Here is a 26,265-nt window from a genome sequence, read left to right on the forward strand (position 1 = left end):
CGCCGCCGCCAGCCTCTGCCACGCCTCTGGCTGATGACCGATGAGAGGCAAGGAGAGACTCTCTGGGACGCGCTCGAGCATCTGCCACGCGGCGCCGGCGTCATATTCCGCCATTATGGACTGCCCGTCGAGGCGCGGCGACGCCTGTTCCTGGCCGTCCGGGGGGTGGCACGTCGTCGGCGCCTGATTCTGGTCGTGGCAGGTCCGCTGCCGCTCCGCGGCGACGGCAATCATGGTCGGCGGGGTCACGGCCTGCGCACCGCGCCCGCCCATGATCTGAAGCAGATCCGGGCGGCGGAACGCGGCGGTGCGGACCTCGTCTTCCTGTCGCCGGTATTCCCGACCCGATCTCATCCCGGCCGACCTGCCCTTGGCCGGGTGCGCTTCGGTCTGCTCGCGCGTCAATGTCGAGTGCCGGTCATCGCGCTCGGCGGCGTCACGCCGCGGCTTGCAGACGGGCTGAAAGCGCTCGGCGCCTTTGGCTGGGCGGCGATCGACGCGTGGGGTGCGGGTGCGGGGCCATGCCGCGACGCGATCAGAAGCGGAAGGCGGTTCCGATGTAGACGGCCTGGCTGTCACGCCGTTGATCGCTCACCGGCTCCAGGCGATCGCGCTGGAACTTGTACCGGACGCCGCCGGTGACGTCGATGTTGCGGGTGATCTGGTACGAGCCGCCGACACCAAGCGAATAGCCATTCTCGATGGGAATGATCCGCGGGGTCGTCGGATCGGACTTGTCGACGCCGGCCTCGATTCGGCCGGTGAAGCGCTTGCCCGAATAGCTGACGCCGACTTCGGCATTCTTGCGGCCGCCGGGAAGAGTGCCGCCCTTGACCTCTGCAACGTCTCCGGACAGCGCGAAATTGCGCCAGCCGACCGACACGCCGAGATTGTAGGCGCTCGGCGTGATCGCCGTTACCGGTGTTGACGAGCTCTCCGCCGCGCGGATCGCCTGGGCCGGAGTCGCGGCGCGTGCACGCACAGCGACCCGGATGTTGCGGCTGCTGACACTCGTCGAATTGGACGGCGTGAATCGGAAATTGCCGCCGTTGAGACCGCGACGTGCAAGTTCGGCTGCCAAGCGCGGATCGGCGGCGGCCGGCGTGAACACATCGGTGCGGGACGGTGTCAGACGGTAACGCGCCGCCGGCGGGGATTTCGAGGGTGCTGCGAGCGCAGGCGTGAGCACGAGCGCAAGCGCTGCCAGCGCCACGGTCCCTGCCGCACTTATGCCAACGATCTTCAACACGCCTTACGACTCTCCCTGTCGATGTGATGTAGAGCGATGGAACGCTTCAAACCAGCAATCAGAAGTCGGTCCGAAACGAATCCTATCGGCTGTTGCACGTTGTCCACAATCGAGGTTGCACTTCCATGACACCGCTGTCCTGCATAGCGCCTGAATCGCGCGGGCCAAGACGCTTGCCGCCCGCGTCCGCTTATCTATAACGGCGCCTGACCCCCTGTAGTTTCCAAGGAACCGCCCTGATGGTACGCGCCGCCACTCTCGCCCTTTCGATCGGGCTGGCCTTCTCGCTGAGCGCCTGCGATTTCATTCAGAAGGACATCAACAAGACGCTTGGCAAGGGAGAACCGGATCGGGTGCGGGCGGCCGATCTCGCGGCGTCGAACGTCACCACGATCGGGGTGAATGCCTATCTGTGGCGCGCTGCGCTCGACACGCTTTCGTTCGCGCCGCTGGTGCAGGCCGATGCGAACAGCGGCGTGATCGTCACCGATTGGTATCAGAATCCGAACACGCAGGGCGACCGGGTCAAAGTCACCGCAACCATTCTCGATCGCGATCTGCGCGCCGACGCGCTGCGCGTCGCCGCCTCGCGGCAGGTGCTGCGCAACGGTCAGTGGGTCGACGCACCCGTCACCGCCGCCACCGTGCAGAAATTGGAGGAAGTCATCCTCACCAAGGCTCGCGACCTGCGCCGGAACGCGATCGCCGGCTAAAGGAGTTCTTACATGGCGGCGCGTTTCAATCCGCTCGAGGCCGATGCCCATTGGCAGAAAGTCTGGGAAGAGCGGGGAACCTTCCACGCCTCCGACGCGAGCGACAAGCCGAAGGCCTATATCCTCGAGATGTTCCCCTATCCGTCGGGGCGCATCCACATGGGTCATGTGCGCAATTACACGATGGGTGACGTGCTTGCGCGCTACCGTCGGATGAACGGCTTCGAAGTGCTTCATCCGATGGGATGGGACGCGTTCGGGATGCCCGCGGAGAATGCCGCGATGGAGAAGAAGGTCCATCCGGGAGCGTGGACCTGGGACAATATCGCGGCGATGCGGGCGCAGCTGAAGCGGATCGGCTTCGCGCTCGACTGGAGTCGGGAACTCGCCACCTGCGATCCGGCTTATTACGGCCAGGAACAGGCGCTGTTCCTTGATCTGTTCGAGGCAGGTCTCGTCTACCGCAAGCAGAGCGAGGTCAATTGGGACCCGGTCGACATGACCGTGCTCGCCAACGAACAGGTGATCGACGGCCGCGGCTGGCGATCAGGCGCGCTGGTGGAACGCCGCAAGCTCAGCCAGTGGTTCCTCAAGATCACCGACTTCGCAGAGGAATTGCTCGACGGCCTCGGCACGCTCGACCATTGGCCGGAGAAGGTCCGGCTGATGCAGGAGAATTGGATCGGCAGGAGCCAGGGCCTGCGGTTCCGCTTCACGCTGACGGCGCCCGCCGGCGGCGAAGACGGGTTCGAGGTGTTCACGACCCGGCCCGACACCATCTTCGGCGCCAGCTTCGCAGCGATCGCGGCCGATCATCCGATCGCGACGGCGTTGGCGCAGAGCAATGCGGATCTCGCCGCGTTCATCGAGGATTGCAAGAAGGGCGGCACCACCGCCGCCGAACTCGAGACCGCGGAGAAGAAGGGCTTCGACACCGGCCTGCGGGTCCACCATCCGCTGGATCCGGAGTGGACGCTTCCCGTCTACGTCGCCAACTTCGTGCTGAAGGAATATGGCACCGGCGCCGTCTTCGGCTGTCCCGCGCACGACCAGCGCGATCTGGATTTCGCCCGCAAATACGATCTGCCGGTGACCCGGGTGGTGGCGCCGACGCCGGAAGAGGCTGACGAGCCGATCGGCGACGAAGCCTATACCGGGCCCGGCCGGCTGGTGAACAGCGCCTTCCTCGACGGGCTCACCGCCCAGGACGGCATTCGCGCAGTGATCGCCCGCGCCGAGGAAGGTGGCTGGGGCGAAGGCACGACGGTGTGGCGCCTGCGCGACTGGGGCGTTTCGCGTCAGCGTTACTGGGGCACGCCGATCCCGATCATCCACTGCGAGCGCTGCGGCGCCGTGCCGGTGCCGATGAACCAGCTGCCGGTCGTGCTGCCGGAAGATGTCAGCTTCGACATTCCCGGCAATCCGCTCGATCGACATCCGACCTGGTCCAAGGTCGACTGCCCGACGTGCGGCGCGGCTGCACGGCGCGAGACCGACACTCTCGACACGTTCGTCGATTCGAGCTGGTATTTCATCCGGTTCGCCAGCCAGCCGGCAGACCAGCCGTTCGACCGCGCGGTGGCCGAGAGCTGGCTTCCGGTCGATCAATATATCGGCGGTGTCGAGCATGCGATCCTGCACTTGCTCTATGCACGCTTTTGGACCCGTGCGCTGAAGCGGATAGGCCGCATCGACGTCGACGAGCCGTTCCAGGGTCTGTTCACTCAGGGCATGGTGACGCACGAGACCTACAAGGCGCCCGACGGCCGCTGGCTCAGCCCCGGGGAGGTGGTGTCACGTGACGGCGGCCTGGTCGTCGAGGAGAGCGGCGAGTCCGTTACCGTCGGCCGGGTCGAGAAGATGTCCAAGTCCAAGCGCAACACCGTCGATCCGGAGCCGATCCTCGATCAATATGGTGCGGACGCAGTGCGCTGGTTCATGCTGTCCGACAGCCCGCCCGAGCGCGATCTGCCGTGGAGCGAGGCGGGCATCGAGGGCAGCTGGCGGTTCGTTCAGCGGCTTTGGCGGCTTGCGTCCGAACTGGCCGAGCAAGGCGGATCGACCTGGCTCGGCAACAACGAAGAGTCGGCGGCTGACAAGGCGCTGGTACGCAAGCTCCACCAGACCATCGCCGCAGTTGCCGCCAACGTCGAATCGCTGTCCTTCAACAAGGCGGTGGCCAACATCTACGAGCTCGCCAATGCGATCGAGAAGGCAGCCCCTTCCCCTGCCCGCGCGCAAGCGATCGAGACCCTGCTGCTGCTGGTTGCGCCGATGGTACCGCACCTTGCCGAACAGGCATGGACCGGGCTTGGCCGCGAAGGGCTGATTGCCGATGCGGCATGGCCCGCCGTGGATCCGGCGCTGCTGATTGAGGACGAGGTCACGATCGCCGTGCAGGTCAACGGCAAGCTGCGCGACACGCTGACGGCACCCAAGGGCGCGGCCAAGGACATGCTCGAGGAAATGGCGCTGGGATCGGAAAAGATCGCGCGGCTGCTCGACGGCAAGCCGCCCCGCAAGGTCATCGTCGTGCCAGACCGTCTGGTCAACATCGTCGCATGAGCGGCCGGGCCGCCTTGCTCGTTGCGCTGGCGCTGGGTGTCTCGGGGTGCGGCCTGCGGCCGCTCTACGGAGGAGGGAGCACCGGCCCGGTGGCCCAGGCCCTGCAATCGGTGGACGTCGCACCGATCGGCGGCCGCGGCGGCTGGCTGGTGCGGACGGCGCTGGAAGACCGCCTCGGCACGAAAGAAGGCGAAGCACACCGCTACCGGCTCGAAGTCACTCTGGACGATCAGATCATCGGCTTCGGTGTGCGCCGCGACGATGCCGAGACGCGCGAGCGGCGGACGTTGCGTGCCCGCTACCGGCTGGTCGAGGCCGACAAAGGCACTGTCGTGCTCGACGCAACTGCAGGCTCTGATGCGGGCATCGACGTGGTCAGCTCCGAATATGCCACCGTCGCGGCCGAGCAGACGGCGCTCGAACGGCTCTCCAGCGAAGTCGCAGACCAGATCGTGGCGCGGCTCGCCCAGTTCGCCTCGCGCGGCGGCCCGGAGCGGTGAAGGCCGCCAAGGGGCAGATCGACCGCGCGCTCAAGGCCCCGGCCGAATGGCGCTTTTTCCTTCTCTACGGCCCTGACGATGCCGGATCCCGAGCACTGGTCCGGCACGTAAAGGCGGCGGCTGGTGCCGATGCCGAGCGGATCGAGCTCAGCGGCGCCGAGCTCAAGGCGGATCCTGCGCGCCTAGCCGATGAAGCGGCCTCGATCTCCCTGTTCGGCGGCGCCCGCTACATCATCGTCGAACCTGCCGGAGACGAGAGCCTGGCGGCGGTCGAAGCGCTCCTGCAGGCACCCGCCGCGGGCAATCCGGTGGTGCTGATCGCCGGCGCGTTGAAGCCCAGCTCTAAATTGCTCAAGCTCGCTCTGGCGGAGCCGGCGGCGCTCGCCTTTGCAAGCTATGCGCCGGAGGGCCAGGAAGCCGACCGCCTCGTTGCCGAGATGGCACGCGAGCATGGCCTGATCGTGCGGCCCGATCTGGCTCGGCGGCTTGCCGACGCGTGCAACGGCAATCGTGCGGTCCTGGCCCAGGAGCTGAACAAGCTCGCCTTGTTCGTCGATGCCGATCCGGCGCAGCCTCAGCCCGTCGATCACGATGCTCTGGATGCGATCGGCGCCAGCGCCGAGGAAGGGGATCTCAGCCGCCTGGTCGACAGCGTCAGCGGGGGGAAGCCGGATCAGCTCGGTGCCGAGCTGGCGCGGCTGGCGAGCGAAGGCATCGAGGGCATTCCGTTGATACGGGCCGTGCTGCGCCGGATGAGTCTGCTCGCCAAGCTGCGTGCTGCGGTCGAGACCGGCAGCAGCGTCGATTCGGTGATGGCGACGGCCGGAAAGGCGCTGTTCTGGAAGGAGAAGGGCTCGGTCGCCACGCAGGTCGGCCGCTGGCGCTCGGAGCTTCTCGCGAAGAGCGTCAGCCGCCTTGTTGAAGCCGAACGGCAGGCCAAGGCGTCCGGGGGACTCGGCGCGGCAGCGGTCGACGAGGAATTGTTCGCGATCTGCCGCCAGGCGGCGCGTCTGCGCTGATCGCAGACGCCGCTCGGCCGACGGGCCTTAGATCTTCTCGCCGCTCAGCCGCTGGCAGATCATGTCGAGCTGATCGAGGGTGGAGTAATGGAGCGCGACCGTGCCGCCCGTCGGACCGTGCTTGATCTGCACCTTGAGGCCGAGCATGTCGCCCAATTGACGCTCGAGAGCATCGATGTCGGCGCTGGATCCGGTTTGATAATCGAGCCGCGGCTGACGCTCCCGACCCGGCTTGCCGAAGCGGGCCAGCTTTTCGGTATCCCGAACGGACAGTCCGCGGTCGACGACGTCGCGGGCGATCGTCTCCGGATCGGGGGCTGTGACGAGTGCACGAGCATGACCCATGCTGAGTGCGCCTTCCACAACCATAGTGCGAACGGTTTCCGGAAGTTCCAGCAATCTCAACAGGTTGGCAACGTGGCTGCGCGACTTGTTGACGATCTTGCCAAGTTCTTCCTGCGTGTGGCCATATTCGTCGATCAGCCGTTTGTAACCGTCGGCTTCTTCGATCGCGTTGAGGTCCTGCCGCTGGATGTTCTCGAGCAGCGCGACTTCGAGCGTCTCCGCGTCATTGAACTCGCGGACGATGACCGGGACTTCGTGTAGCCGTGCTTTCTGGGCAGCGCGCCAGCGACGCTCGCCGGCGACGATCTGGTAGCGATGCCCGTGCGGGCGAACGACGATCGGCTGGATCAGGCCACGGGTCTGAATGCTCTCGGCGAGTTCCGCTAGGGCGGTCTCGTCGAAATGGCGCCGAGGCTGATCGAGATGCGGCTCGATGCTGGACACCGGCATCATCTGCACACCGCCGCGCGCAGCGCTCGCCCCGCCAGCAGCGATCGGCGCCTCCTGGGCGACTTCGCCGAGCAGGGACGACAGTCCGCGACCGAGCCCCGACGGTCGACGGCGTGCGGGCGTCTCGTCGCTCATGCCGCAACGGCCGGCTTGGGAATGCGGGCGATCAGTTCACGTGCGAGGGCGATGTAAGCCTCAGATCCGGAACAGCGATGGTCGTAGATCAATGCGGGAATGCCGTGGCTTGGCGCCTCCGAGAGGCGGACGTTGCGGGGAATGACGGTTTCGAACACGACCTTGCCAAGACAGGCACGAACATCGTCCGCGACCTGGGCCGACAGGTTGTTGCGGCGATCGAACATGGTGAGTGCGACACCGAGGATCGACAGCTCGGGATTGAAGCGCGCACGGATGCGTTCGATCGTCTGGAGCAACTGGCTCAGCCCCTCCAGAGCGAAGAACTCGGTCTGCAGCGGCACCAGGATCGAATTGGCGGCGACCAGAGCATTGATGGTGAGCAGGCCGAGCGACGGCGGGCAATCGATTAGGCAAACGTCCCAGCGCCCTTGCGGGGTCGACGCCAACGCATTGTCCAAGCGATGGGTGCGCTCCGGCAGCTCGACGAGCTCGATCTCGGCGCCGGATAAATCCACGGTAGCCGGGATGATGTCGAGTCTCGGAACGCGGGTAGGAACGACCGATTCCTCAACAGTGCATCCGGCGGTAAGCAGATCATAGCTCGACAGATCGCGCTGAGCATGACCGACTCCGAGTCCCGTCGAGGCATTGCCCTGCGGATCGAGGTCGACGAGCAGGACGCGCCATCCGGTGGCGGCCAGCGCAGTCGCGATGTTGATCGCCGTCGTGGTCTTGCCGACCCCACCCTTTTGATTGGCTACGGCTATGCGGATCATCGGGAACGTTTCCCCCCAGGCTTGCGGCGAACCTCGCGTGCGACGATGATATGGGCGTCGGGATCGGTGAGGCTCGGCTCGAGACGGAAATCACCCTGCCATGAAGAGCGAATCGCGTCGAGTTCAGACTTCGCGTTTCGTCCCTTCGGGAGCAGCCAAAGCGTATCTTTTGTGGAAAACCGCTCCGCGAGTGCGAGCAACTTCTCCAGAGGCGCGAAGGCCCGTGCGCTGATCACGTCGTACGCCCTCGTCTGCACCGCCTCGACCTTCCCGAGGAGAATGGTTGTGCGGTCGCTCACCCCAAGCAACTCAGCGCCGCGTGACAGAAAGTCGACCCGGAGCCGCCGCGCCTCCACCAGAGTGAAGCGGCCTGGACTTAGCACGGCCGCGATGAGGCCCGGGAATCCGGCGCCTGTTCCGAGGTCGAGCCATTCGGGTTCGGACGTTGGCCCAAATCTGAGGAGCTGAGCGGAATCGAGAATGTGGCGAGACCAAACCGTGTCGAGGGACGGCCGAGACACGAGGTTTTGGCGGTTATTCTCCTCCGTAAGATAAGCAACGAAGGCGTCTAGTCGCTCAAGTGTTTCACGTGGAACATCGAGCGCGGCACGAGCGTCATCCTCGGTCATTCAGGCTGCCCTGCGTCGCCGGGCGTGGACCAGGATTGCGGCGAGCGCGGCCGGCGTGATCCCTCGTATCCGGCTAGCGGCGCCGATCGTTGCAGGGGACGCACGAGAGAGACGTTCGACCATTTCATTCGAGAGCCCGGCTATCCCGGAATAGTTAAGATCTGCCGGTATGCGGACAGCCTCATCGGCACGAAGGCGAACAACCTCGGCATCTTGCCGAGCAACATAGGGCGCGTATCGATGATCCTCGATCGCCTCGTCGAGGATGGCGGCGGGAACAGAGCCAAGCTCGGGTTGGAGCCGAAGCAACCCCTGGAGATCCACGACAGGGAAGCGGAGCCATTCGCCGAGGCTGCGACGGACCCCGTCGTCCCGCACGGGAATTCCGGCGCGGTTCAGGTCCGTTCCGCTAAAGGTCGGCGTAAGATACTCTTCGGCGTGAAGCCGCTCGGCAGTTCTGCTGGCGAAATGCTGGCGGCGGCCCGCCGTGACCGCTCCGACATCGATCGCCTGCGCCGTCAGCCGCGCCTCCGCGTTGTCGGCACGCAACCGCAGTCGATATTCGGCGCGCGCGGTGAGCATCCGGTAGGGCTCGGTGACTCCCTGCAGCACCAGATCGTCGATCATCACCCCAATATAGGAATTGCTCCGGCTGAAATGGACCGGGCCTTTGCCACCAGCGAAAGCGGCCGCATTAAGACCTGCCACCAGCCCCTGGGCAGCAGCTTCCTCATAGCCGGTTGTGCCATTGATCTGCCCGGCGAGATAAAGACCGGTCAGACCGCGGACGCCCAAACCCGCATCGAGGATGCGCGGGTCGACATGGTCATATTCGACCGCATAGCCGGGTTGGGCGATCACGGCCTTCCCAAGGCCCGGCATCGATCGAACCATCGCCAGCTGGATGTCCTCCGGGAGTGACGTGGAGATGCCGTTGGGATAGACCAGTGCATCGCCAAGGCCTTCCGGCTCGAGAAATATCTGGTGCGAGTCACGGTCCGCGAAGCGATGAACCTTGTCCTCGATCGAAGGACAGTAACGCGGTCCAACACCGACAATCTCACCGGCAAATAGCGGCGATCGGTCTAGCCCATCCCGGATGATCTCGTGCGTTGCCGCCGTTGTCCGCGTAATCGCGCAAAAGAGCTGGGGTGCCGGTCGGCCTTCACTCATCGGTGACATGGTCCAATGGGCACCGTCGCTCTCCTGCCGCTCCAGCGCGGCCCAGTCGATCGTGCGCCCATCCAGCCGTGGCGGCGTGCCGGTCTTCAATCGTGCGAGCGGCAGGTCAAGGTCACGGAGCTGACCTGCCAAGGCCGTGGCGGCACGTTCCCCTACCCGCCCGCCAGCACAGCTGGTCATACCGAAATGGAGCTTGCCGCCCAGGAACGTCCCGGTGGCGAGAACGACTGCCCCCGCTGCGAGCGTCGCGCCGCCGGCCAGCGCAACACCGGTTACGGAACGCCCGTCTAGACGCAGGGTAGCGGTCTCCCCTTCAATGACGTGCAAGCCCGGTTGCGCATCCACAAAGAACTGAACTGCAGATCTGAACAGCTGCCGGTCTGCCTGGACGCGGGGGCCACGAACCGCGGCGCCTTTGCTCGCATTGAGCATGCGATAATGGACGCCGGCGATGTCAGCAGCGCGAGCGATAACGCCATCGAAGGCATCCACTTCACGCACGAGATGCCCCTTGCCCAACCCGCCGATCGCCGGGTTGCACGACATCGCTCCGATCCCGGCGCGGGTAAACGTTACGAGGGCCACACGCGCGCCCATCCGTGCGGCGGCCATGGCGGCTTCGACGCCGGCATGGCCGCCGCCGACAACGATGACATCATATTGTTGGGTCACGCGCGTGCCTTAGCGCATTCGACCCGCAACGCGAAGACCGAACAAGCGCCACGTTCCACGTGGAACATTCACTTCCCGATGCAGAACCGCCCGAACAGTGCGTCGAGCATGTCCTCCACCCCGGCGCGACCCGTGATGGAGTCGAGTGCCAGTCTTGCGACACGAAGACATTCAGCGACAATCAACGGGTCACCCACATGCCGCGCCTCTCCCAACTGATCCCTGACTTGAACAAGTGCAGCGCGGTGACGCGCGTTCAGCGCAACCTCCCCGTCCGTCGGCAGCAGTTCACGGGCTCGGGCAATCAGCATCTCAATCAGCGCCGGAATTCCCTCCCCCGTCTCGGCCGAAACGCCGATATTTTCGCCAGCCGGCTCCGCCCACGGTCCTAGATCTATCTTCGATCGAACGACGATCGAGCGAGACCGGTCGGGACAATCGCATGCGGAACCCAACCACAAGATCAGGTCAGCAGACTGCATACTGGCATTCGCCCGCGCGATCCCGATCGTTTCGACTTCGTCACTACTTTCCCGAAGCCCGGCAGTATCGATCAGGACGAACGGCGTTCCCGCCATCGAAGTCGGGGCCTCGACGAGGTCACGGGTCGTTCCGGCAATCGCCGACGTGATCGCTGCCTGTCGCCCTACGAGCCAGTTCAATAGGCTCGACTTGCCGGCGTTGGGCGGCCCAGCGATGACCACTCTCACCCCGTCCCGCAGCCGCTCTACGGAAGGCCTCGCCAGACTCGCCTCCAGCGTGCGCACCAAACGCTCAAGATCGGCCGTCCAAGCCAGCGGCAGAGAATTGTCGACGTCACCCTCGTCCGAGAAATCGAGGCTGGCCTCCAGCTGCGCGGCAAGACCCAGGAGGGTCTTTTGCCATCCCTCCACCTGACGGCTCAGCAGCCCGCCGGCGAGCGCCTGTGCCGCGCGGCGCTGGGATTGGGTCTCGGCGGCCAGGAGGTCGGCGAGCCCTTCCGCTTCGGCGAGATCGATCCGTCCATTCTCGAACGCCCGCCGCGTGAACTCGCCGGGTTGAGCTTCGCGCAGGCCGGGGATCTCGCTCAGCGCGGCCAGGATCGCGCTGACGATGGCGCGTCCGCCATGCAGATGAAGCTCGACCAGGTCCTCACCAGTGACGCTGGCCGGACCGGGAAACCGGATGACGATCGCCCGGTCGAGTATTTCTCCATTGCGGCGAAGCGTTGCGAGCCGCGCCTGCCGCGGTGCGGGGACCAGCCCGCTCAGTTTCGAAAGCGCTGCGTCGGCGCTCGGCCCGCTGACCCGAACGATTGCAATCGCTGCCGGCGGCGCGCCGGACGACAACGCGAAGATCGTGTCCGCGAGAGGCTCAGCCGTCACGCCGTCCGCTCATACCCTCGAGCATCGAGCGCCACATCGACATACCCGCTTCGCTCATCGGCCCCCAATTCTTCATCATCTCGCCCACCGCGTCGGGGGTGACGCCCTCACTTACCGCCTTGGTCATCCGCTCCACATAGGCGGCATGGACCGGCGCGAGATCGGGCAGGCCCATGAAGCGACGCGCTTCCTCTGGCGTGCAATCAACATCCACCGTGATTTTCATCTTTCCGTCTCCCGGTTCTTGCCGCTTATGCCGACTATGTGAATAGAAGCAGGCGTCCGCACAAGGAGAAGAGACGATGATCCGGATCGACACGCTCGAGGGCGACGGCAGCTTCGATGCCTATCTCGCCACGCCCGAAGGTACCCCGCGTGCGGCCATTGTCGTCATTCAGGAGATATTCGGAGTCAACCAAGGCATCCGGCGCAAATGCGATCGCCTGGCAGAGCAGGGCTATCTTGCGGTTGCGCCCGATCTGTTCTGGCGGCTCGAACCGGGCGTGGAACTCGATCCTGATCAGGAGGACCAACTTCAGCAAGCCTTCGGGCTGATGAAGCGCTTCGACCAGGATCAGGGCATTAGCGATATCGAAGCCACCATCCGGGCAGCCCGCGCACGGCTACCGGAGGGGGGCAAGGTCGGCTGCGTCGGCTACTGCCTTGGTGGCCGGCTCGCTTACATGACCGCCGCGCGAACCGATGTCGATGCGAGCGTCGGCTATTATGCCGTCGGCCTCCCCGATCTCCTGCATGAGAAGCATGCGATCGCGCGCCCGCTCCTTCTCCACGTCGCGGGCGCCGACCATTTCGTTACCCCCGATCAGCAGCAGGCGATGCATGCCGGCCTGGACGATCATCCGCGCGTCACCCTGGTCGACTATCCCGGAGAGGATCATGGCTTCGCCGCCGAAATGGGCAATCGGCGCAGCGAGAAGGCTGCCCATCAAGCCGATGCCCGGACGGCAACCTTCTTCCAGGAGCACATCGGGTGAGCGATCCCTTTGCATTCCTGCTCCGTGAGACGGGGGGACCGGAGAAACTCGAAGCCGAACGGATCGCGATCCCGCGACCTGAAGCGGGCCAAGTGCTCATCCGACACGAGGCCATCGGCCTCAATTTCATCGACACCTACCACCGATCCGGCCTCTACCCTCTCCCCCTTCCGTCGGGCATCGGCAACGAAGCCTCGGGCGTCATCGAAGCCGTCGGAGACGACGTCTCGGGCTTTCGCGAGGGGAACCGGGTCGGCTACTTCACGGGTCCGCTCGGTGCCTATGCGACACACCGCGTCGTCGACGCAGACCGGCTGGTGCCGCTGCCCGAGGCGCTCGCTTTCGAAGACGCCGCCGCAACGATGCTGAAGGGCTGCACCGCCGAATATCTGATCGAGCGATGCGCGGAAGTTCGCAGCGGCGACTGGGTGTTGGTCCATGCCGCCGCAGGCGGCGTCGGCTCCATCCTGCTGCCCTGGCTCAAGGCGATCGGTGCCCTGGTGATCGCCCATGTCGGCGACACGAGCAAAGTCGCGGTCGCCAGCGCGCTCGGCGCTGATCATGTCTTCTGCTGCCCGATGGAGGACCTTGCCGCCGAGGTCCGCGCGCTGACCGCAGGCAAAGGCGTTGCCGTCGTTCTGGACGGGGTGGGCGCCTCAAGCTGGAAAGCGTCGCTCGCGTCCGTTGCGCGGCGCGGCATGATCGTCACCTACGGCAACGCCTCAGGCCCGGTGCCGCCGTTCACGGCGCTTGACCTGCTGAGCGCCGGCTCGGTCTTCGTGACCCGCCCCACGCTTGGCGACTATTGCCAGACCCCGCAGGAAATGCGCGCGTCGGCGGCCCGGCTGTTCGAAATGATCGAAAAACGGGTGGTGCAGGTTCGGATCGGGGCCCGATTCGCATTGCGCGATGCCGCCGAGGCGCATCGCGCGATCGAGAGCCGGTCGACGACGGGATCGACCGTGCTGCTTCCGTAAAGCCTGGGGGCGGGGCGGCTGATCAGCCTGCCCCGAATGAGACGTTCAAGCCTGGCGTACGCGTACGAACACGGTCGAGCTCGATCGCTCGAGCCGGGTCTTACGAGTTCATCGAAGCGAAGAAATCCTCGTTGGACTTGGCGTCCTTCATCTTGTCGAGCAGGAACTGCATCGCATCGACGGTGCCCATCTGCATCAGGATGCGGCGCAGGACCCACATCTTGGAGAGCGTCGCCTGATCGACGAGCAGCTCCTCCTTGCGGGTGCCGGAGCGGCCGACGTCAAGCGACGGGAAGATGCGCTTGTCGGCGACCTTGCGGTCCAGCACGATCTCGGAATTGCCCGTGCCCTTGAATTCCTCGAAGATGACCTCGTCCATCTTGGAGCCGGTGTCGATCAGCGCGGTTGCGATGATCGAGAGCGAACCGCCCTCCTCGATGTTGCGGGCCGCACCGAAGAAGCGCTTGGGACGCTGCAATGCATTGGCATCGACGCCGCCGGTCAGAACCTTGCCCGACGACGGCACCACGGTGTTGTAGGCGCGGCCGAGGCGGGTGATCGAATCGAGCAGGATGACGACATCCTTCTTGTGCTCGACGAGGCGCTTGGCCTTCTCGATAACCATTTCGGCAACCTGGACGTGGCGCTGCGCCGGCTCGTCGAACGTCGAGGAGACGACCTCGCCGCGCACCGAGCGCTGCATGTCGGTGACTTCCTCGGGTCGCTCGTCAATCAGCAGGACGATCAGGAACACCTCGGGATGGTTGTCGGTAATCGCCTTGGCGATATTCTGGAGGAGAACGGTCTTACCGGTGCGCGGCGGCGCGACGATCAGCGCGCGCTGGCCCTTGCCCTGCGGCGAGATGATGTCGATCACTCGCGCCGATTTGTCCTTCACCGTCGGATCGAGCGTGTCGAGCGTCAGCTTCTGGTTCGGGTAGAGCGGCGTCAGATTGTCGAAATTCACCCGGTGGCGGACCGCATCGGGATCGTCGTAATTGATCTGGCTGACGCGAACGAGGCTGAAATAGCGCTCGCCCTCCTTGGGCCCGCGGATCTCGCCCTCGACCGTGTCGCCGGTGCGCAGCCCGAACTTCCGCACCTGGTTCGGCGCCACGTAAATGTCGTCCGGTCCGGCGAGATAATTGGCTTCCGGCGAGCGCAGAAAGCCGAAGCCGTCGGGAAGCACCTCGATCGTGCCCATGCCCATGATCTCTTGGCCGTTCTCGGCCTGGACCTTGAGGATGGAGAACATCAGCTCCTGCTTGCGGAGCGTCGACGCGCCCTCGATGCCGATCGCCTCGGCCATCGCGACGAGGTCGGCGGGGGATTTAAGCTTCAGATCCTTGAGGTGCATCGGAGAACTCGGGCAGGTGGGATTGGGGGTGTCGTGCGGGTCGCGAGACAAGATCACGATGTGAGGTGGTGATTGCCCACGCGGACGGCGGGCCAACGACTCTTGCGGAGTTAGGCGCGGCCCCGATTCAAGTCAAGCAGCCGCGGACGTCGCTTCTCAGAAGGGCTTCACGATGACGAGGATCACGATCAGCACGGTGGCGAGGCCCGGAAGCTCGTTCATCAGTCTCAGCGTCTTACCGCTCAACGGCCGTTGTCCGCCCGCAAGTTTGCGGCCGTAGCCGACCAGCCAGCCGTGATAAGCCGACAATGCGAGCACGATCGCGAACTTGGCGTGAAACCAGCCCTCCTGCCACGCGCCGGTGGTCCAGGCGAGGGTGAGGCCGAGCACCCACACCAAGATCATCGACGGCGTGATGATGATCTTGCGGAGCTTGCTCTCCCGATCGATCCAGCGTTTCTCCTCCTCCGATCCGGGGGCGGATTCCTGATGATAAACGTAGTAACGCGGCAGCATGAACATCCCCGCGATCCAGAAGATCACGAAAATGAGGTGGCCGGCCTTGAGCCACGCATAGGTCAAGCTGAGGGCGCTTTCGATGCCATCGATCACCGACGCACCAAGGCGATGAGCTGCTCGACGTGCTGGATCGGCGTGTCCGGCAAAATTCCGTGTCCCAGGTTGAAGACATGCGGTCGGTTCGCGAAGCTAGATAGGATGCGGTCTACCGCGCTGGCAAGCGCCTCGCCGCCGGCAATGAGCGCAAGCGGATCGAGATTGCCCTGCACGGGCATGTTCTCAGGCAGAACAGCCGCTGCCCATTGCGGATCGACGGTCTCGTCGATGCCGATCGCGTCGACCCCGGTCTCCCGCGCATAAGCCGGGAGCTTGCCGCCCGCACCCTTTGGAAAGCCGATCACCGGAACGTTCGGGTGGCGCACCTTCAGTCCGGCGACGATCCTTGCGGTCGGGGCGATCACCCATTGTTCGAATTGCGCCGGAGCCAGCGATCCTGCCCAGCTGTCGAACAGCTGGACAGCCTCGACGCCGGCTTCGATCTGTGCGGAGAGATAGTCGATCGTCATCGCTCCGACCGCGTCGATGATCTCCGCGAATGCGGCTGGATCCGAATAGGCCTTGCGCCTGGTCTCGCCCTGATCCTTGCTGCCCCGTCCCGCCACCATGTAGGTCGAAACGGTCCAAGGACTGCCACCAAAGCCCAGGAAGGTGGTCTCGGCAGGGAGGGCAGCCGCGACTTTCTCCACAGTCCTGTAGACCGGCTCCAGGCGCTCTGTGGCCGGTTCCAAGGAGGCGAGCAGGCTGTCGACGAGCGGTGGCGACAGCCGAGGCCCTTCACCGGCCTCGAAGCGGAGGTCCTGACCGATCGCATGGGGGATCATAAGGATGTCGGAGAACAGGATCGCACCGTCGAAGCCGAAGCGCCGGATCGGCTGCAGGGTCACTTCGGCGGCAGCGTCAGGATCGGTGGCGAGATCGAGGAAGCCGCCCTTTTCGGCTCGTAGCGCGCGGTATTCGGGAAGGTAGCGGCCGGCCTGGCGCATGAGCCAAAGCGGTGTTTTTTCAGGCTTTTTCCCGTTCAGGACGCTGAGCAGAAGTTTGTTTGCAGGTGGCATAAGTCGGGCGGGGCTCCGCTCTACTCTCTCTCAAAGAGTCCTTTAAAAGAGAGTCTGATGAAGGTTGTTGGTCGGCGGATGCTGGGGTTTATTCGCTCCACCCGATTTTGCAAACAGCTTGACTCCGGCGCGCCCGCAGAAGCCTGCGGATTCGCACGAACCATCCCCACTATCCACAATGCGATCTCCGATTTTATCCAATCTGTGCGACTCTGTGGATCAAATCCGGATTGCGGGCGCGAATCCTATGCTTGCAACCGTCCCGAGGGTTCCGCTAGCGATTTCAACACGCTTATCCACAGGGGTGATTTCGACGTGACGCTTCACCTGCACCTGCTGTCGGATTCCACGGGCGAAACGCTCGAGCTCATCGCCAAAGCGTGCCTGGCGCAGTTCGACGAGGTCGATGTGGTGCGGCATCTCTGGCCGATGGTGCGCTCTGAAGGGCATCTCGACCGTGTGCTCGACGACATCGAACGCCGGCCCGGCCTCGTTTTGTACACGCTGGTCAACAGCAACATCCGCCGCGAGCTCGAGCAGAAGACACGCCGCCGCGGCATCCACACCGTTTCCGCACTCGATCCGGTGGTCGACGCCCTCTCCGCCGTGCTCAACCAGCAGGCAAAGGCCCGGCCGGGCCGCCAACATGCACTCGATGCCGCCTATTTCGCGCGCGTCGACGCGATCCAGTTCAGCATCGCCCACGACGACGGCATCGGGTGGGAAAATTGGGAGGAGGCGGACATCGTTCTCGCCGGCGTGTCACGCACGTCCAAGACCCCGACGTCGATCTATCTCGCCAATCGCGGCTACAAGGTCGCCAACATCCCCCTCGTCCCGGAATCACCGCCGCCGGCGAGTTTGTTCTCGCTCAAGCATCCGCTGGTGGTCGGACTCACCACCAACCCGGACCGGCTGATCCAGATCCGCCGCAACCGGCTGCTCTCGCTCAACCAGGCACCCGAGACGGATTATGTCGACACCGATGCGGTCGCTGCCGAACTTGCTTTCTCGCGCCGGATCTTCGCCGACAATGGCTGGCCGGTGATCGACGTCACCAGGCGGTCGATCGAGGAAACGGCTTACGCGATCGTCAAATTGTGCAACGAGCGGATCGACGCCGCGGCGGAAGCGGGCGCGAGATGAGATTGCTCCTCGCCTCGAAGAGCAATGCGCGCCGTTCGATGCTCGAAGCCGCCGGCATCTCGTTCGAAGCCGTCGATGCGGAGGTCGACGAAGCCGCGGCGAAAGCAGGCCTGGAGGGTGCCGGCTTCGATCCCCGCGGCATCGCCGAAGAGCTGGCCCAGCTGAAGGCACTCTCGGTCGACTTCGGTGACGGCGATCTCGTCCTCGGGTCCGACCAGACCCTCGAGGCCGCGGACGGAACGATGCTCAGCAAACCGGCCTCGCGCGGAGACGCCCTCGCGCAACTCCGTTTCCTGTCCGGGGCCACGCACCGGCTTCATTCCGCGGCGGTCGTTGCCGAGGCCGGGGAAGCGGTCTGGTGGCATTGCGAAACCGTCGAGATGACGGTGCGGCCCTTGAGCGACGCCTTCCTCGAACGATATCTGGACGTCGAATATGAGGCGATACGCTGGAGCGTCGGCGGCTACCGGATCGAGGATATGGGTGTACAATTGTTCGAACGCATTCAGGGCAGCCACTTCGCCATCCTCGGCATGCCGCTTCTGCCCCTTCTCTCCTACCTGCGCGAGCGTGGACTGATCGCAAGCTGATGACCATTCCCTATGCGGAGGTGATCGGGGATCCGATCGCCCATTCCAAATCGCCGCTCATCCACAATTTTTGGCTGCAAAAGCTTGGGCTCGCGGGGGAATATCGGCGCACGCACGTCCCGGCCGACCAGCTGTCGTACTATCTCGGACGCCGTCGGGAGGACGAAGGCTGGCGCGGCTGCAACGTCACCATACCCCACAAGATTTCGATCATGCAGCACCTCGACGCGATCGACGCGGCCGAAGTCGGTGCGGTCAACTGCATCATACCCGGCGCAAGCGGGTTGCGCGGCCTCAACACCGACGTGCTCGGCCTCGCCGAGGCGCTCTCCCGGTGCGTCGCGCGGGGTCCCGTCCTGCTCCTCGGGACCGGTGGCGCTGCGCGCGCCGCCGTGGCCTGGGTCAAGAGCGAGAGATACGCGGATCTCCGTTTGGTCGCGCGTGACCGGCGCAAGGCCGAGGAGCTGCTCGCGGAGTTTGGCTGCCAGGGCGAGATCTACGATTATTCCTCGGCGGCGGATGCGATGCAGGGGGCGATAGGTATCCTTAACGCTACGCCGATGGGGATGAACGGTTTCGCCTCGATGCCGGAAGACGTGCTCAACGCCCTGCCCCGGCTGCGTGCCGGCAGCTTCGTGCTCGACATGGTCTATGCGCCGATTGAGACGCCTCTTCTCCGTCGCGCAACGGATCTCGGCTTCTCGGCAGTCGATGGCCTGGCGATGCTGATCGGCCAGGCGCGATCCGCCTTTCGCCTCTTCTTCGGCGAAACTCCTCCCGAAGAGGGCGATACGGAGCTTCGTGCGATTCTGACGTCATGATGGTGGTCGGCCTCACCGGCTCGATCGGCATGGGCAAATCGACAGTGTCGAAGATGTTCGCCGACGAAGGCATCCCGGTGTTCGACGCCGATGCGGAGGTCCATCGGCTGCAGGGACGCGAGGGCGCCCTCGTCGAAGCGATCGAGGCGTCGTTTCCGGGCACCACCGGACAGGCCGGAGTCGATCGTGGCGCATTGGCCGAGCGGGTCCTCGCTGCACCGGAAGCGTTGCGGCAGCTCGAAGCGCTGATTCACCCCGCGGTCGCACGCGCCCGGGAGGCGTTTCTGGCGAAGCATGCCGCCGATCCGATCGTCCTGCTCGACATCCCGCTCCTGTTCGAGAAGGAGGGCTGGCGCGCCGTCGCCAAGATCCTCGTCGTCTCCGCTCCTGCCGATGTCCAGCGCAGCCGAGTGCTCGCGAGGCCCGGCATGACCGCTGAAAAGTTCGCGCAGATCCTGCGCCAGCAGCTGCCCGATGCCGAAAAGCGCGCGCGGGCGGATTTCGTCATCGATACAGCAGGTTCGCTGGATCGGACGCGAGACTCGGTTCGGCGCATCGCCGCTTGTCTCCGCGCCGAGGCAACCGCATAAGCCCGAACATGCGTGAAATCGTCTTCGACACCGAAACCACCGGCCTCAATCCGCTTACCGGGGATCGCATGGTCGAGATCGGCTGTGTCGAGCTCATCAACAAGGTCGAAACCGGCCGCACCTATCATGCCTATTTCAATCCACAGCGATCGATGCCGGCGGGCGCCGAGGCGGTGCATGGGCTTTCAGAGGCCTTTCTGTCCGACAAGCCGTGCTTCCACGAGCTGGTCGACGAACTGATCGACTTTCTGGGCGATTGCCCGCTGGTCGCGCACAACGCCAGTTTCGACTTCGGCTTTCTCAATCACGAGCTCAACACCTGCGGCCGGCCGCTTGTCTGCATGACCCGCATGGTCGACACGCTGGTGCTGGCGCGCGCCAAGCATCCGGGCGCGAAGCACAGTCTCGATGCGCTTTGTACGCGCTACGGCGTCGATCGAAGTCTGCGGATCAAGCATGGTGCGCTCATCGACGCCCAGCTGCTCGCACAATGTTACGTCGAACTGACCGGTGGCCGCCAGATCGGCTTCTCGCTCGCCGACACGATCATCGTCGAGCAAAAGGAATCGCAACCGGCCGAGGCACTTGTCGCGGAGCGGATCGTTGTCGAAGTGCGGCCGCCCCGGCCTCATGCCCCCACCGAGGAAGAGCTTGCAGCACATTCCGCATTTCTGGCCACCATCTCCGATCCGATCTGGGCTCGGCTGGACGGCCGCGGTTGACGCCAGCCGGGCACGAGGCCTAATCCGCCGCCAAATCCTCTGGTGGAGTGAAGAATGGACATTCGGGTCTCGGGCCATCAGGTCGACACAGGCGAGGCGCTTCGGAGCCGCGTCGAAGAGCGCCTCAACGCGATTGCCGACAAATATTTCTCCCGCGCCATTTCGGCGCAGGTGACGTTCGGCAAGGGGCCGCACGATCACGGCTTCACCTGCGAAATCGTCGCCTACGTCCCCGCCGGCGTGGTTCTGAAGGCGAGCGATCGGGCAGCCGATGCGAATCCCGCCTTCGATGCGGCGGCCGACAAGATCGAAAAGCAGCTCAGGCGTTACACGCGGCGCCTCAAGGACCGCCAGGCACCGAGCCCGGCGCAGGCGCTCGACGATCTTGCTAATGCCGAATATCGGGTCTTCTCCAATGCCGACGGTGAGGACGAGGATATCGGCGAACATCCGCCGATCGTCGCTGAGACGCGGGTCGACATTCCCGATGCCAGCGTGTCCGACGCGGTGATGATGCTCGATCTGCGCAACACCAATGCGCTGATGTTTCGCAACAGCGGCACCGGCAGCTTCAACATGGTCTACCGCCGTGAGGACGGAACCATCGGTTGGGTGGAGCCGAAAGCGCAATGAGTCGAATGGCGTGCACACGCCTTTGCGACCTTATCTGACACGGGGGCTGGGGAGAGTCCCCCAGCAACCGGTGCCCTGATGAGCGACCTGTCTCACATGCTGACGGTGGACGGCATCGATGCCGCCCTGACCGTCGCCAACAAGAAGGCCCTGTTTCAGCAGCTCGGCACGTCGGCCAGCCGACTGACCGGGATCTCGGCGCGTGACATCGTCAGCGCACTCAGCGAACGCGAGAAGCTGGGTTCGACAGGTTTCGGAAACGGCATCGCCATTCCGCATGGCAAAATCGGAGGGCTGGAGCGGGTCTTCGGCTTTTTCGCGCGGCTGACCGCGCCGATCGATTTCCAATCGGTCGACAATCTGCCCGTTGACCTCGTGTTCCTGATCCTCTCTCCCCCCGATTCCGGCGCCGATCATCTGAAGGCGCTCGCCAGCGTCAGTCGAACCCTCCGGGACCGGGCCACGCTGGCAAAGCTGCGCGGTGCACGCTCCCGCGATGCTCTGTTCGCCTTGCTCGCAGGGGTCGAGAGCCTCCATGCCGCCTGAGCCGGGCGCCGGCGCGCCGGCGTTTGCCGGTGCGGAGGCACATTACCGGGCGCTTGAATCTCTGTATCGCCACGCCCCGATCAACCGTTTCTTCGAGTCCGAGCTGGAGATCATCGAAGAAGGTTTCGCACGCATCCGCTTCGACGTGCGCGAGGAGGTCTTCCACGCAGCCGGCGCCGCGCACGGCACCACCTACTTCAAGATGCTGGATGATGCGGCCTTCTATGCCTGCAACAGCCTCGTCACCGATCGCTTCCTGCTGACCACCGCCTTCAACCTCCTCTTCACCCGTCCGCTGCGCGCAGGCCCGATCATCGCCGAAGGACGATGGGCAAGCGGTCGCCGGCGGGTGATGGTCGGGGAAGGCCGTCTGATCGACGCCGACGGCGAGGAGGCGGCGCGGGGCACCGGCACCTTCATGCGATCCCATATCCCTTTGTCCACCCTGCCCGGCTACGTAATGCCCAGGGCGCAATGACCCCCCGGGTCGCGTCCAGTGTCCTGGTCGGTGCCCTGATCCGCATGGCAGAGGCGGACGGCGGCTTCGGCGCGGTGCTTCGCAAGGGGGATGGCATTTCCGGCGCGGTGCTGGTCCTGCTGACCGAACGCGGGGCGATACCGCGGCTGCTGGAACGAATCCTGCAGCCCGATGGGGGCTACGCCTGGCATTCTCCTGTACCGGCAGGTTTCGAGAATGTTGATGAGGTTGCTCGGTTCGTCGAACGCCGGGGTCGGTTCGACCCGGATTTGTGGGTTCTGGAACTGGATATCGCGTCTGCCGAACGGTTCGCCGCCGATATGAACGCTTTCGGTTGACCGCGGAACGCCCGGTCCTCTAGGCGGCGCACGTTCTTTCGCGAGGAGCGGGGGTCGGCCAATGCCCGGGGTAGGGAGGGTGCCGATCACGCGAGACGGATGGTAGCCCCTGGGTGCAATGAATTTGCCGCACCCTGCATTTCGGGCGAGCCAGCCGCAATGATCTGAGATCAGATGAGTCGTTTCGATCGGGCCGTGGGCTTTGCCGCGGCCATGGCTGTTGCCGCTTTTGGTACCCTCTACGCCGGCCCTTCCCGCGCCTGGGAGTTCGACACGCCGCCGGTGACATCGTCCCAACTTTCTGTCCCGACCTCCCCGCAGCAGGAGATGGGGCCTTCCGGTTCAGAGCCGAGCAACCTGGGGTCCGAGGCCGCGCCGGACGCCGCGCCCGAACCCTCTCCATCAAGCGAAACTCCCTCCGCAACGCTCAGCCTCGCCGATCTGGTCAGCGATCACGCGACTTCCCGGACGCTCGACAGCGAGCATGAGTGCCTCGCCAATGCCGTCTATTTCGAGTCCAAGGGCGAGCCGCTTCAAGGACAGCTTAGTGTCGCGGAAGTGGTGGTGAACCGCACGCGATCCGGTCGCTTCCCGGCGAGCGTGTGCGGCGTCGTCAAGCAGCGCGGCCAATTCTCGTTCGTTCGCGGCGGCCGTCTGCCGTCCGCGCCACGTGCGTCTGCTGCCTGGCGCAAGGCTGTGGCCATTGCCCACATCGCCCTGGAGGATCTCGCCGACGGCAAGACCCCAAAGGCGCTCTTCTTCCACGCGAAGCGGGTGAAACCGGCCTGGCGCGGGCTGCATCGGGTGGGATCGGTCGGCAATCACATCTTCTATCGTTGATCGTCAGTCAGACTCGCCTTCGTTCTCGTTTCATTCTATGCCGGGCCATGGCTACGAATCCCCGCCAGGCACCCTGCTTCCAGGAGGCTCCGCTCGTCGCACAGGATGTGGCCCGCGGGGTTACACGCCTGTTTTTCAATCAGGACAGCTTCGCTTTGTGTGAAGTGCCACTCCCGAACGGTCGGCGCGCCGACATGATGGCGCTCGACGCCGGCGGATTGATCACCATCGTCGAGATCAAGGTATCGCGCGCCGACCTGCTGGGTGATTGCAAGTGGCCGGACTATCTCGATTATTGTGACCGCTTCTTCTGGGCGGTGCCGGCCAGGTTCGATCTCTCACCGTTCGAAACCGACGACTTCCACCCGCATCTGTGCGGCCTGATCGTTGCGGATCGCTACGACGCAGCGGTGGTGCGTGAAGCGGCATTGCGCAAGCTCGCGCCGGCACGGCGGAAGTCGGAAACGCTCCGTTTCGCCCGCCGCGCGGCCCGCCGCCTGGTCGGAGATCTCGACCCCGCGCTGGCTGGTTTATCGAGTCCGCTCGGCTGACGCCCGTCGTTCAGAATTTTGGACCGGCGACCGCCTTCGGCTTCTCGATGGGCGCCTCCAGCAGCTTCAGCACCGGGGCGGCGCGCGCATCCTGTTTGGCGTAATCAAGCGCCGAATAACCGGTGACGCTGTCCGTCTTTTTCGGGTTGGCGCCGCCGGCGAGCAGCAGGCGTACCATCTGAATGTCGCGACGCTGGACGGCGAGGATCAGCGGGGTCTCGCCGCGCGAATTGGCAAGATCGACGCTCGCGCGGCGGGCGAGCAGCAGCTGCGCGCCGTCGACCCACCCAAGCTGGGCGGCGATCGCAAGCGCGGTATTCCCCTCGGCATTCTGAAGGTCTGCGCGTGCACCCTTCTGCAGCAGATAGTTCAGCCAGGCGAGATCGCGGCCGCGCGAGACGATGTGGACCGCCCCGTCGCCGGAGCCCCGTTCCTTGCTGTTGATGACGACGCTGCCCGGTTGCGAGATCACGCCGTTGAGCTTTTCGACGTCACGGTCCTTGACCGCCTTCAGAAAGGTGTAGCCGTCCGAATAGCTCTGCGCTGTCACCGGCATCGCGAACAGAAACGCAACCGCCGCAATCGCGCGGCCCAAAGCCTTGCCCACTCGTCTTCCCCGTCACTCTCGACTTGATCGCGGGCCTATACCAAAGCAAGGCTGGCAGCGCCATGAACGAAACCGCCAAGTCCCGCTTTTTCCTGCTGCTTTCGCTGCTCTTAGGCTTCCTGGTAGCGTCCTGCAGCCAGGGGCCGCAGCAGGATCCGCCGCTCAAGGGTGCGGCGATCGGCGGACCGTTCACGTTGATCGACCAGAACGGCAAGCAGGTCCGCGATCAGGATTTCGCGGGCAAGTATCGCATCGTCTATTTCGGATTCGCACACTGCCCCGACGTCTGCCCGACCGACCTTGCCCAGATCGGCCAGGCACTGCGCAGCATGGAGAAGAGCGATCCTGCCCTTGCCGCGAAGATCCAGCCGATTTTCATCACCGTCGATCCGGAACGGGATACGCCGGCGGTGCTCAAGGACTATGTCGCTGCATTCCACCCGAGGCTGATCGGCCTGACCGGGAGCCCCCAGCAGATTGCGGATGCGGCGAAGCGCTACGCGGTCTATTATGCCAAGGAGCCGACTCCCGACGGGAGCTACACGATGAACCATGGCCGCATCCTCTTCTTGATGGGCCCGGACGGCGCGCCGATCGCGATGTTGCCGCACGAAAATGGCGCGGAGGCGATCGCCGCCGAACTCAAACGCTGGGTACGATGACCGACGATCGCTTCTGGGAGAAGCCGCTGTCGAAACTCAGCCGCGCCGAATGGGAATCGCTGTGCGACGGCTGTGGGAAATGCTGCCTCCACAAGCTGGAAGATGAGGAAACCGGCGAGGTCTTTCCGACCAACGTGGCGTGCAAGCTGCTCGATCGGCGCAGCGGCCAGTGCAGCAACTATCGGGGGCGCCGTGCCTTCGTTCCCGATTGCATCCGCTTGAACTCCGATATGGTCGGCGGCCTTGGCTGGTTGCCATCGACCTGCGCCTACCGCCTGCGCGACGCGGGCAAGCCGCTCCCGGACTGGCACTATCTGATTTGCGGCGATCGCGAGGCGGTGCACCGTGCCGGTGCGTCGGTACGCGGCTGGACGATCAGCGAGGACGATGCCGGTGACCTCGAATACCACATCGTCGAACGCGAGGTCTGATCCGGTGCGGCCGGGCTTCCTGCGGCGGAGTCCGCCGGCACCGACCGAAGAGAGGCTGGTCTTCCGCGGCGGCAGCATCGAAACGGCGCTGAAGCTGACCGTCTCGGCGAGAGCCAAGGTGATGCGCCTTCGCGTCGATCCGCGCAGTGCCGAAGTGTTGCTGACCATTCCCCGCAGGGTCTCGCGCGCCAGGGCGCTGGCTTGGGCGGTGGAGCATCGTCCCTGGATCGAGAAGCAGCTTGAGGCGATCGTCCCGGCCGCGCGGCTCGGGCCCGGCGACACCATTCCCCTTTATGATCGCCCGCATCCTATCGTCTGGACGGCGGACGCATCGAGAGTGGTGAGGCTGGAGGACGAGGCGATCGTCACCGGCGGGCCGCCGGAGACCGTCGAAGCCCGGGTGACTCGCTGGCTGCATCGCCATGCTTTGGATCTGCTGAGTGCCGAGACCGCCGAATTCGCCGCGAAGGCGAGCGTCGTGGTCACCAGGGTCGCGGTCGGCGACCCTCGATCCCGTTGGGGCAGCTGCTCCTCGACCGGCGCAATCCGCTACAGCTGGCGGCTCATCCTGGCACCAGCCACGGTGCGGCGCGCTACCGTCGCCCATGAGGTCGCCCATCGGGTGCACATGAACCACGGACCGCAATTCCACGCTTTGGTGGAAACGCTGCTGGGTTACGATCCGGCGGCCGCGCGTGCGTGGCTGCGGCGCCACGGCGCCGCCCTTCACCGCATCGGCGGCTGA

32 protein-coding genes are annotated in these 26,265 nt (G+C 64.9%); 21 read left to right on the forward strand and 11 right to left on the reverse strand.

All coding sequences use genetic code 11. The features are described 5' to 3' along the window. Positions 1–33: 33 nt before the first annotated feature. Positions 34–642, forward strand: a complete 609-nt coding sequence (locus ETR14_RS10490; RefSeq protein ID WP_371416813.1) for a thiamine phosphate synthase — start codon at positions 34–36, stop codon at positions 640–642. Here the strand turns inward: ETR14_RS10490 and ETR14_RS10495 are convergent. After that, positions 536–1,249, reverse strand: coding sequence for a hypothetical protein (locus ETR14_RS10495; RefSeq protein WP_243455854.1), 714 nt, complete (start codon positions 1,247–1,249; stop codon positions 536–538). The genes ETR14_RS10490 and ETR14_RS10495 overlap by 107 nt on opposite strands. Positions 1,250–1,488: 239 nt before the next feature. Between ETR14_RS10495 and ETR14_RS10500 the strand changes: the two genes are divergently transcribed. From ETR14_RS10500 to holA, 4 genes are read left to right on the forward strand one after another with little or no spacing between them, the layout of a single operon-like run. Continuing rightward, positions 1,489–1,962 (forward strand): DUF3576 domain-containing protein, encoded by a 474-nt coding sequence (locus tag ETR14_RS10500; RefSeq protein ID WP_129384555.1) that lies wholly within the window; start codon positions 1,489–1,491, stop codon positions 1,960–1,962. 12 nt (positions 1,963–1,974) lie between these two features. After that, positions 1,975–4,527 (forward strand): leucine--tRNA ligase, encoded by a 2,553-nt coding sequence (gene leuS, locus ETR14_RS10505; protein ID WP_129384556.1) that lies wholly within the window; start codon positions 1,975–1,977, stop codon positions 4,525–4,527. Further along, on the forward strand, positions 4,524–5,027 hold the full coding sequence (lptE, locus tag ETR14_RS10510) for an LPS assembly lipoprotein LptE (RefSeq protein ID WP_129384557.1): 504 nt from the start codon (positions 4,524–4,526) through the stop codon (positions 5,025–5,027). The genes leuS and lptE overlap by 4 nt, the downstream gene beginning before the upstream one ends. Beyond that, positions 5,024–6,046 (forward strand): DNA polymerase III subunit delta, encoded by a 1,023-nt coding sequence (gene holA / locus ETR14_RS10515; RefSeq protein WP_129384558.1) that lies wholly within the window; start codon positions 5,024–5,026, stop codon positions 6,044–6,046. Before lptE ends, holA begins: the two co-directional genes overlap by 4 nt. A 27-nt stretch (positions 6,047–6,073) precedes the next feature. Here holA and ETR14_RS10520 read toward each other — a convergent pair whose 3' ends face one another. The 6 genes from ETR14_RS10520 to ETR14_RS10545 form a co-directional block, all read right to left on the reverse strand. Continuing rightward, on the reverse strand, positions 6,074–6,976 hold the full coding sequence (locus tag ETR14_RS10520; RefSeq protein WP_129384559.1) for a ParB/RepB/Spo0J family partition protein: 903 nt from the start codon (positions 6,974–6,976) through the stop codon (positions 6,074–6,076). Then, on the reverse strand, positions 6,973–7,755 hold the full coding sequence (locus tag ETR14_RS10525) for a ParA family protein (protein ID WP_129384560.1): 783 nt from the start codon (positions 7,753–7,755) through the stop codon (positions 6,973–6,975). Before ETR14_RS10525 ends, ETR14_RS10520 begins: the two co-directional genes overlap by 4 nt. Further along, positions 7,752–8,384 (reverse strand): 16S rRNA (guanine(527)-N(7))-methyltransferase RsmG, encoded by a 633-nt coding sequence (rsmG, locus tag ETR14_RS10530; protein ID WP_129384561.1) that lies wholly within the window; start codon positions 8,382–8,384, stop codon positions 7,752–7,754. Before rsmG ends, ETR14_RS10525 begins: the two co-directional genes overlap by 4 nt. After that, the gene (mnmG, locus tag ETR14_RS10535) at positions 8,385–10,238 is read right to left on the reverse strand and encodes a tRNA uridine-5-carboxymethylaminomethyl(34) synthesis enzyme MnmG (RefSeq protein WP_129384562.1); all 1,854 of its coding nucleotides are present in this window, start codon (positions 10,236–10,238) and stop codon (positions 8,385–8,387) included. Between the two features lie 68 nt (positions 10,239–10,306). Further along, the gene (gene mnmE / locus ETR14_RS10540; protein ID WP_243455855.1) at positions 10,307–11,566 is read right to left on the reverse strand and encodes a tRNA uridine-5-carboxymethylaminomethyl(34) synthesis GTPase MnmE; all 1,260 of its coding nucleotides are present in this window, start codon (positions 11,564–11,566) and stop codon (positions 10,307–10,309) included. Positions 11,567–11,591: 25 nt separating this feature from the next. Beyond that, complete coding sequence (locus ETR14_RS10545; RefSeq protein WP_129384564.1) at positions 11,592–11,828, reverse strand: DUF6489 family protein; 237 nt, start codon at positions 11,826–11,828, stop codon at positions 11,592–11,594. Between the two features lie 76 nt (positions 11,829–11,904). On the opposite strand from ETR14_RS10545, the gene ETR14_RS10550 reads away from it, so the two are divergent. Both ETR14_RS10550 and ETR14_RS10555 read left to right on the forward strand, forming a co-directional pair. After that, positions 11,905–12,597 (forward strand): dienelactone hydrolase family protein, encoded by a 693-nt coding sequence (locus tag ETR14_RS10550; protein ID WP_129384565.1) that lies wholly within the window; start codon positions 11,905–11,907, stop codon positions 12,595–12,597. Further along, positions 12,594–13,574, forward strand: coding sequence for a quinone oxidoreductase (locus ETR14_RS10555; RefSeq protein ID WP_129384566.1), 981 nt, complete (start codon positions 12,594–12,596; stop codon positions 13,572–13,574). Before ETR14_RS10550 ends, ETR14_RS10555 begins: the two co-directional genes overlap by 4 nt. Positions 13,575–13,674: 100 nt before the next feature. Here the strand turns inward: ETR14_RS10555 and rho are convergent, their stop codons facing one another. From rho to hemE, 3 genes are all read right to left on the reverse strand, one after another. Next, complete coding sequence (gene rho, locus ETR14_RS10560) at positions 13,675–14,931, reverse strand: transcription termination factor Rho (protein WP_129384567.1); 1,257 nt, start codon at positions 14,929–14,931, stop codon at positions 13,675–13,677. Between the two features lie 156 nt (positions 14,932–15,087). Continuing rightward, positions 15,088–15,543 (reverse strand): CopD family protein, encoded by a 456-nt coding sequence (locus ETR14_RS10565; protein ID WP_243455856.1) that lies wholly within the window; start codon positions 15,541–15,543, stop codon positions 15,088–15,090. After that, entirely contained in the window at positions 15,540–16,565 is a 1,026-nt protein-coding gene (gene hemE, locus ETR14_RS10570; protein WP_129384568.1) for a uroporphyrinogen decarboxylase, read from the reverse strand. Before hemE ends, ETR14_RS10565 begins: the two co-directional genes overlap by 4 nt. A 315-nt stretch (positions 16,566–16,880) precedes the next feature. On the opposite strand from hemE, the gene ETR14_RS10575 reads away from it, so the two are divergent. From ETR14_RS10575 to ETR14_RS10625, 11 genes are all read left to right on the forward strand, one after another. Beyond that, positions 16,881–17,711: a pyruvate, water dikinase regulatory protein gene (locus ETR14_RS10575; protein WP_243455857.1), complete on the forward strand. Its 831-nt coding sequence runs from the start codon at positions 16,881–16,883 to the stop codon at positions 17,709–17,711. A gap of 38 nt (positions 17,712–17,749) precedes the next feature. Next, positions 17,750–18,301 carry a Maf family protein gene (locus ETR14_RS10580; RefSeq protein WP_243455858.1) on the forward strand — a complete coding sequence of 184 codons (552 nt, stop codon included), beginning with the start codon at positions 17,750–17,752 and terminating at the stop codon, positions 18,299–18,301. Beyond that, the gene (locus tag ETR14_RS10585) at positions 18,301–19,122 is read left to right on the forward strand and encodes a shikimate dehydrogenase (RefSeq protein WP_129384570.1); all 822 of its coding nucleotides are present in this window, start codon (positions 18,301–18,303) and stop codon (positions 19,120–19,122) included. Before ETR14_RS10580 ends, ETR14_RS10585 begins: the two co-directional genes overlap by 1 nt. Next, positions 19,119–19,712, forward strand: a complete 594-nt coding sequence (coaE, locus tag ETR14_RS10590) for a dephospho-CoA kinase (protein ID WP_129384571.1) — start codon at positions 19,119–19,121, stop codon at positions 19,710–19,712. Before ETR14_RS10585 ends, coaE begins: the two co-directional genes overlap by 4 nt. Before the next feature lie 8 nt (positions 19,713–19,720). Next, positions 19,721–20,434, forward strand: a complete 714-nt coding sequence (gene dnaQ, locus ETR14_RS10595) for a DNA polymerase III subunit epsilon (protein ID WP_129384572.1) — start codon at positions 19,721–19,723, stop codon at positions 20,432–20,434. 54 nt (positions 20,435–20,488) lie between these two features. Further along, complete coding sequence (gene hpf / locus ETR14_RS10600; RefSeq protein ID WP_129384573.1) at positions 20,489–21,067, forward strand: ribosome hibernation-promoting factor, HPF/YfiA family; 579 nt, start codon at positions 20,489–20,491, stop codon at positions 21,065–21,067. A 78-nt stretch (positions 21,068–21,145) separates the two neighbouring features. Continuing rightward, a complete protein-coding gene (locus tag ETR14_RS10605; RefSeq protein WP_129384574.1) occupies positions 21,146–21,613 on the forward strand; it encodes a PTS sugar transporter subunit IIA in 468 nt (155 codons plus the stop codon). Further along, positions 21,603–22,091, forward strand: coding sequence for a PaaI family thioesterase (locus ETR14_RS10610; protein WP_129384575.1), 489 nt, complete (start codon positions 21,603–21,605; stop codon positions 22,089–22,091). Before ETR14_RS10605 ends, ETR14_RS10610 begins: the two co-directional genes overlap by 11 nt. Beyond that, the gene (locus ETR14_RS10615) at positions 22,088–22,429 is read left to right on the forward strand and encodes a DUF1491 family protein (protein WP_129384576.1); all 342 of its coding nucleotides are present in this window, start codon (positions 22,088–22,090) and stop codon (positions 22,427–22,429) included. The genes ETR14_RS10610 and ETR14_RS10615 overlap by 4 nt, the downstream gene beginning before the upstream one ends. A gap of 174 nt (positions 22,430–22,603) precedes the next feature. After that, complete coding sequence (locus ETR14_RS10620) at positions 22,604–23,269, forward strand: cell wall hydrolase (RefSeq protein WP_129384577.1); 666 nt, start codon at positions 22,604–22,606, stop codon at positions 23,267–23,269. Between the two features lie 47 nt (positions 23,270–23,316). Next, positions 23,317–23,820 carry an MmcB family DNA repair protein gene (locus tag ETR14_RS10625; RefSeq protein ID WP_129384578.1) on the forward strand — a complete coding sequence of 168 codons (504 nt, stop codon included), beginning with the start codon at positions 23,317–23,319 and terminating at the stop codon, positions 23,818–23,820. A gap of 10 nt (positions 23,821–23,830) precedes the next feature. On the opposite strand, the gene ETR14_RS10630 is transcribed toward ETR14_RS10625, so the two are convergent. Then, positions 23,831–24,427 (reverse strand): ankyrin repeat domain-containing protein, encoded by a 597-nt coding sequence (locus ETR14_RS10630; RefSeq protein WP_243455859.1) that lies wholly within the window; start codon positions 24,425–24,427, stop codon positions 23,831–23,833. Between the two features lie 62 nt (positions 24,428–24,489). Between ETR14_RS10630 and ETR14_RS10635 the strand changes: the two genes are divergently transcribed. From ETR14_RS10635 to ETR14_RS10645, 3 genes are read left to right on the forward strand one after another with little or no spacing between them, the layout of a single operon-like run. After that, entirely contained in the window at positions 24,490–25,089 is a 600-nt protein-coding gene (locus ETR14_RS10635; protein WP_129384579.1) for an SCO family protein, read from the forward strand. Then, the gene (locus ETR14_RS10640; protein ID WP_129384580.1) at positions 25,086–25,520 is read left to right on the forward strand and encodes a YcgN family cysteine cluster protein; all 435 of its coding nucleotides are present in this window, start codon (positions 25,086–25,088) and stop codon (positions 25,518–25,520) included. The genes ETR14_RS10635 and ETR14_RS10640 overlap by 4 nt, the downstream gene beginning before the upstream one ends. Continuing rightward, positions 25,483–26,265: a M48 family metallopeptidase gene (locus ETR14_RS10645; RefSeq protein WP_371416785.1), complete on the forward strand. Its 783-nt coding sequence runs from the start codon at positions 25,483–25,485 to the stop codon at positions 26,263–26,265. The genes ETR14_RS10640 and ETR14_RS10645 overlap by 38 nt, the downstream gene beginning before the upstream one ends.

Source organism: Sphingosinicella sp. BN140058 (assembly GCF_004135585.1).
Lineage (GTDB): Bacteria > Pseudomonadota > Alphaproteobacteria > Sphingomonadales > Sphingomonadaceae > Allosphingosinicella.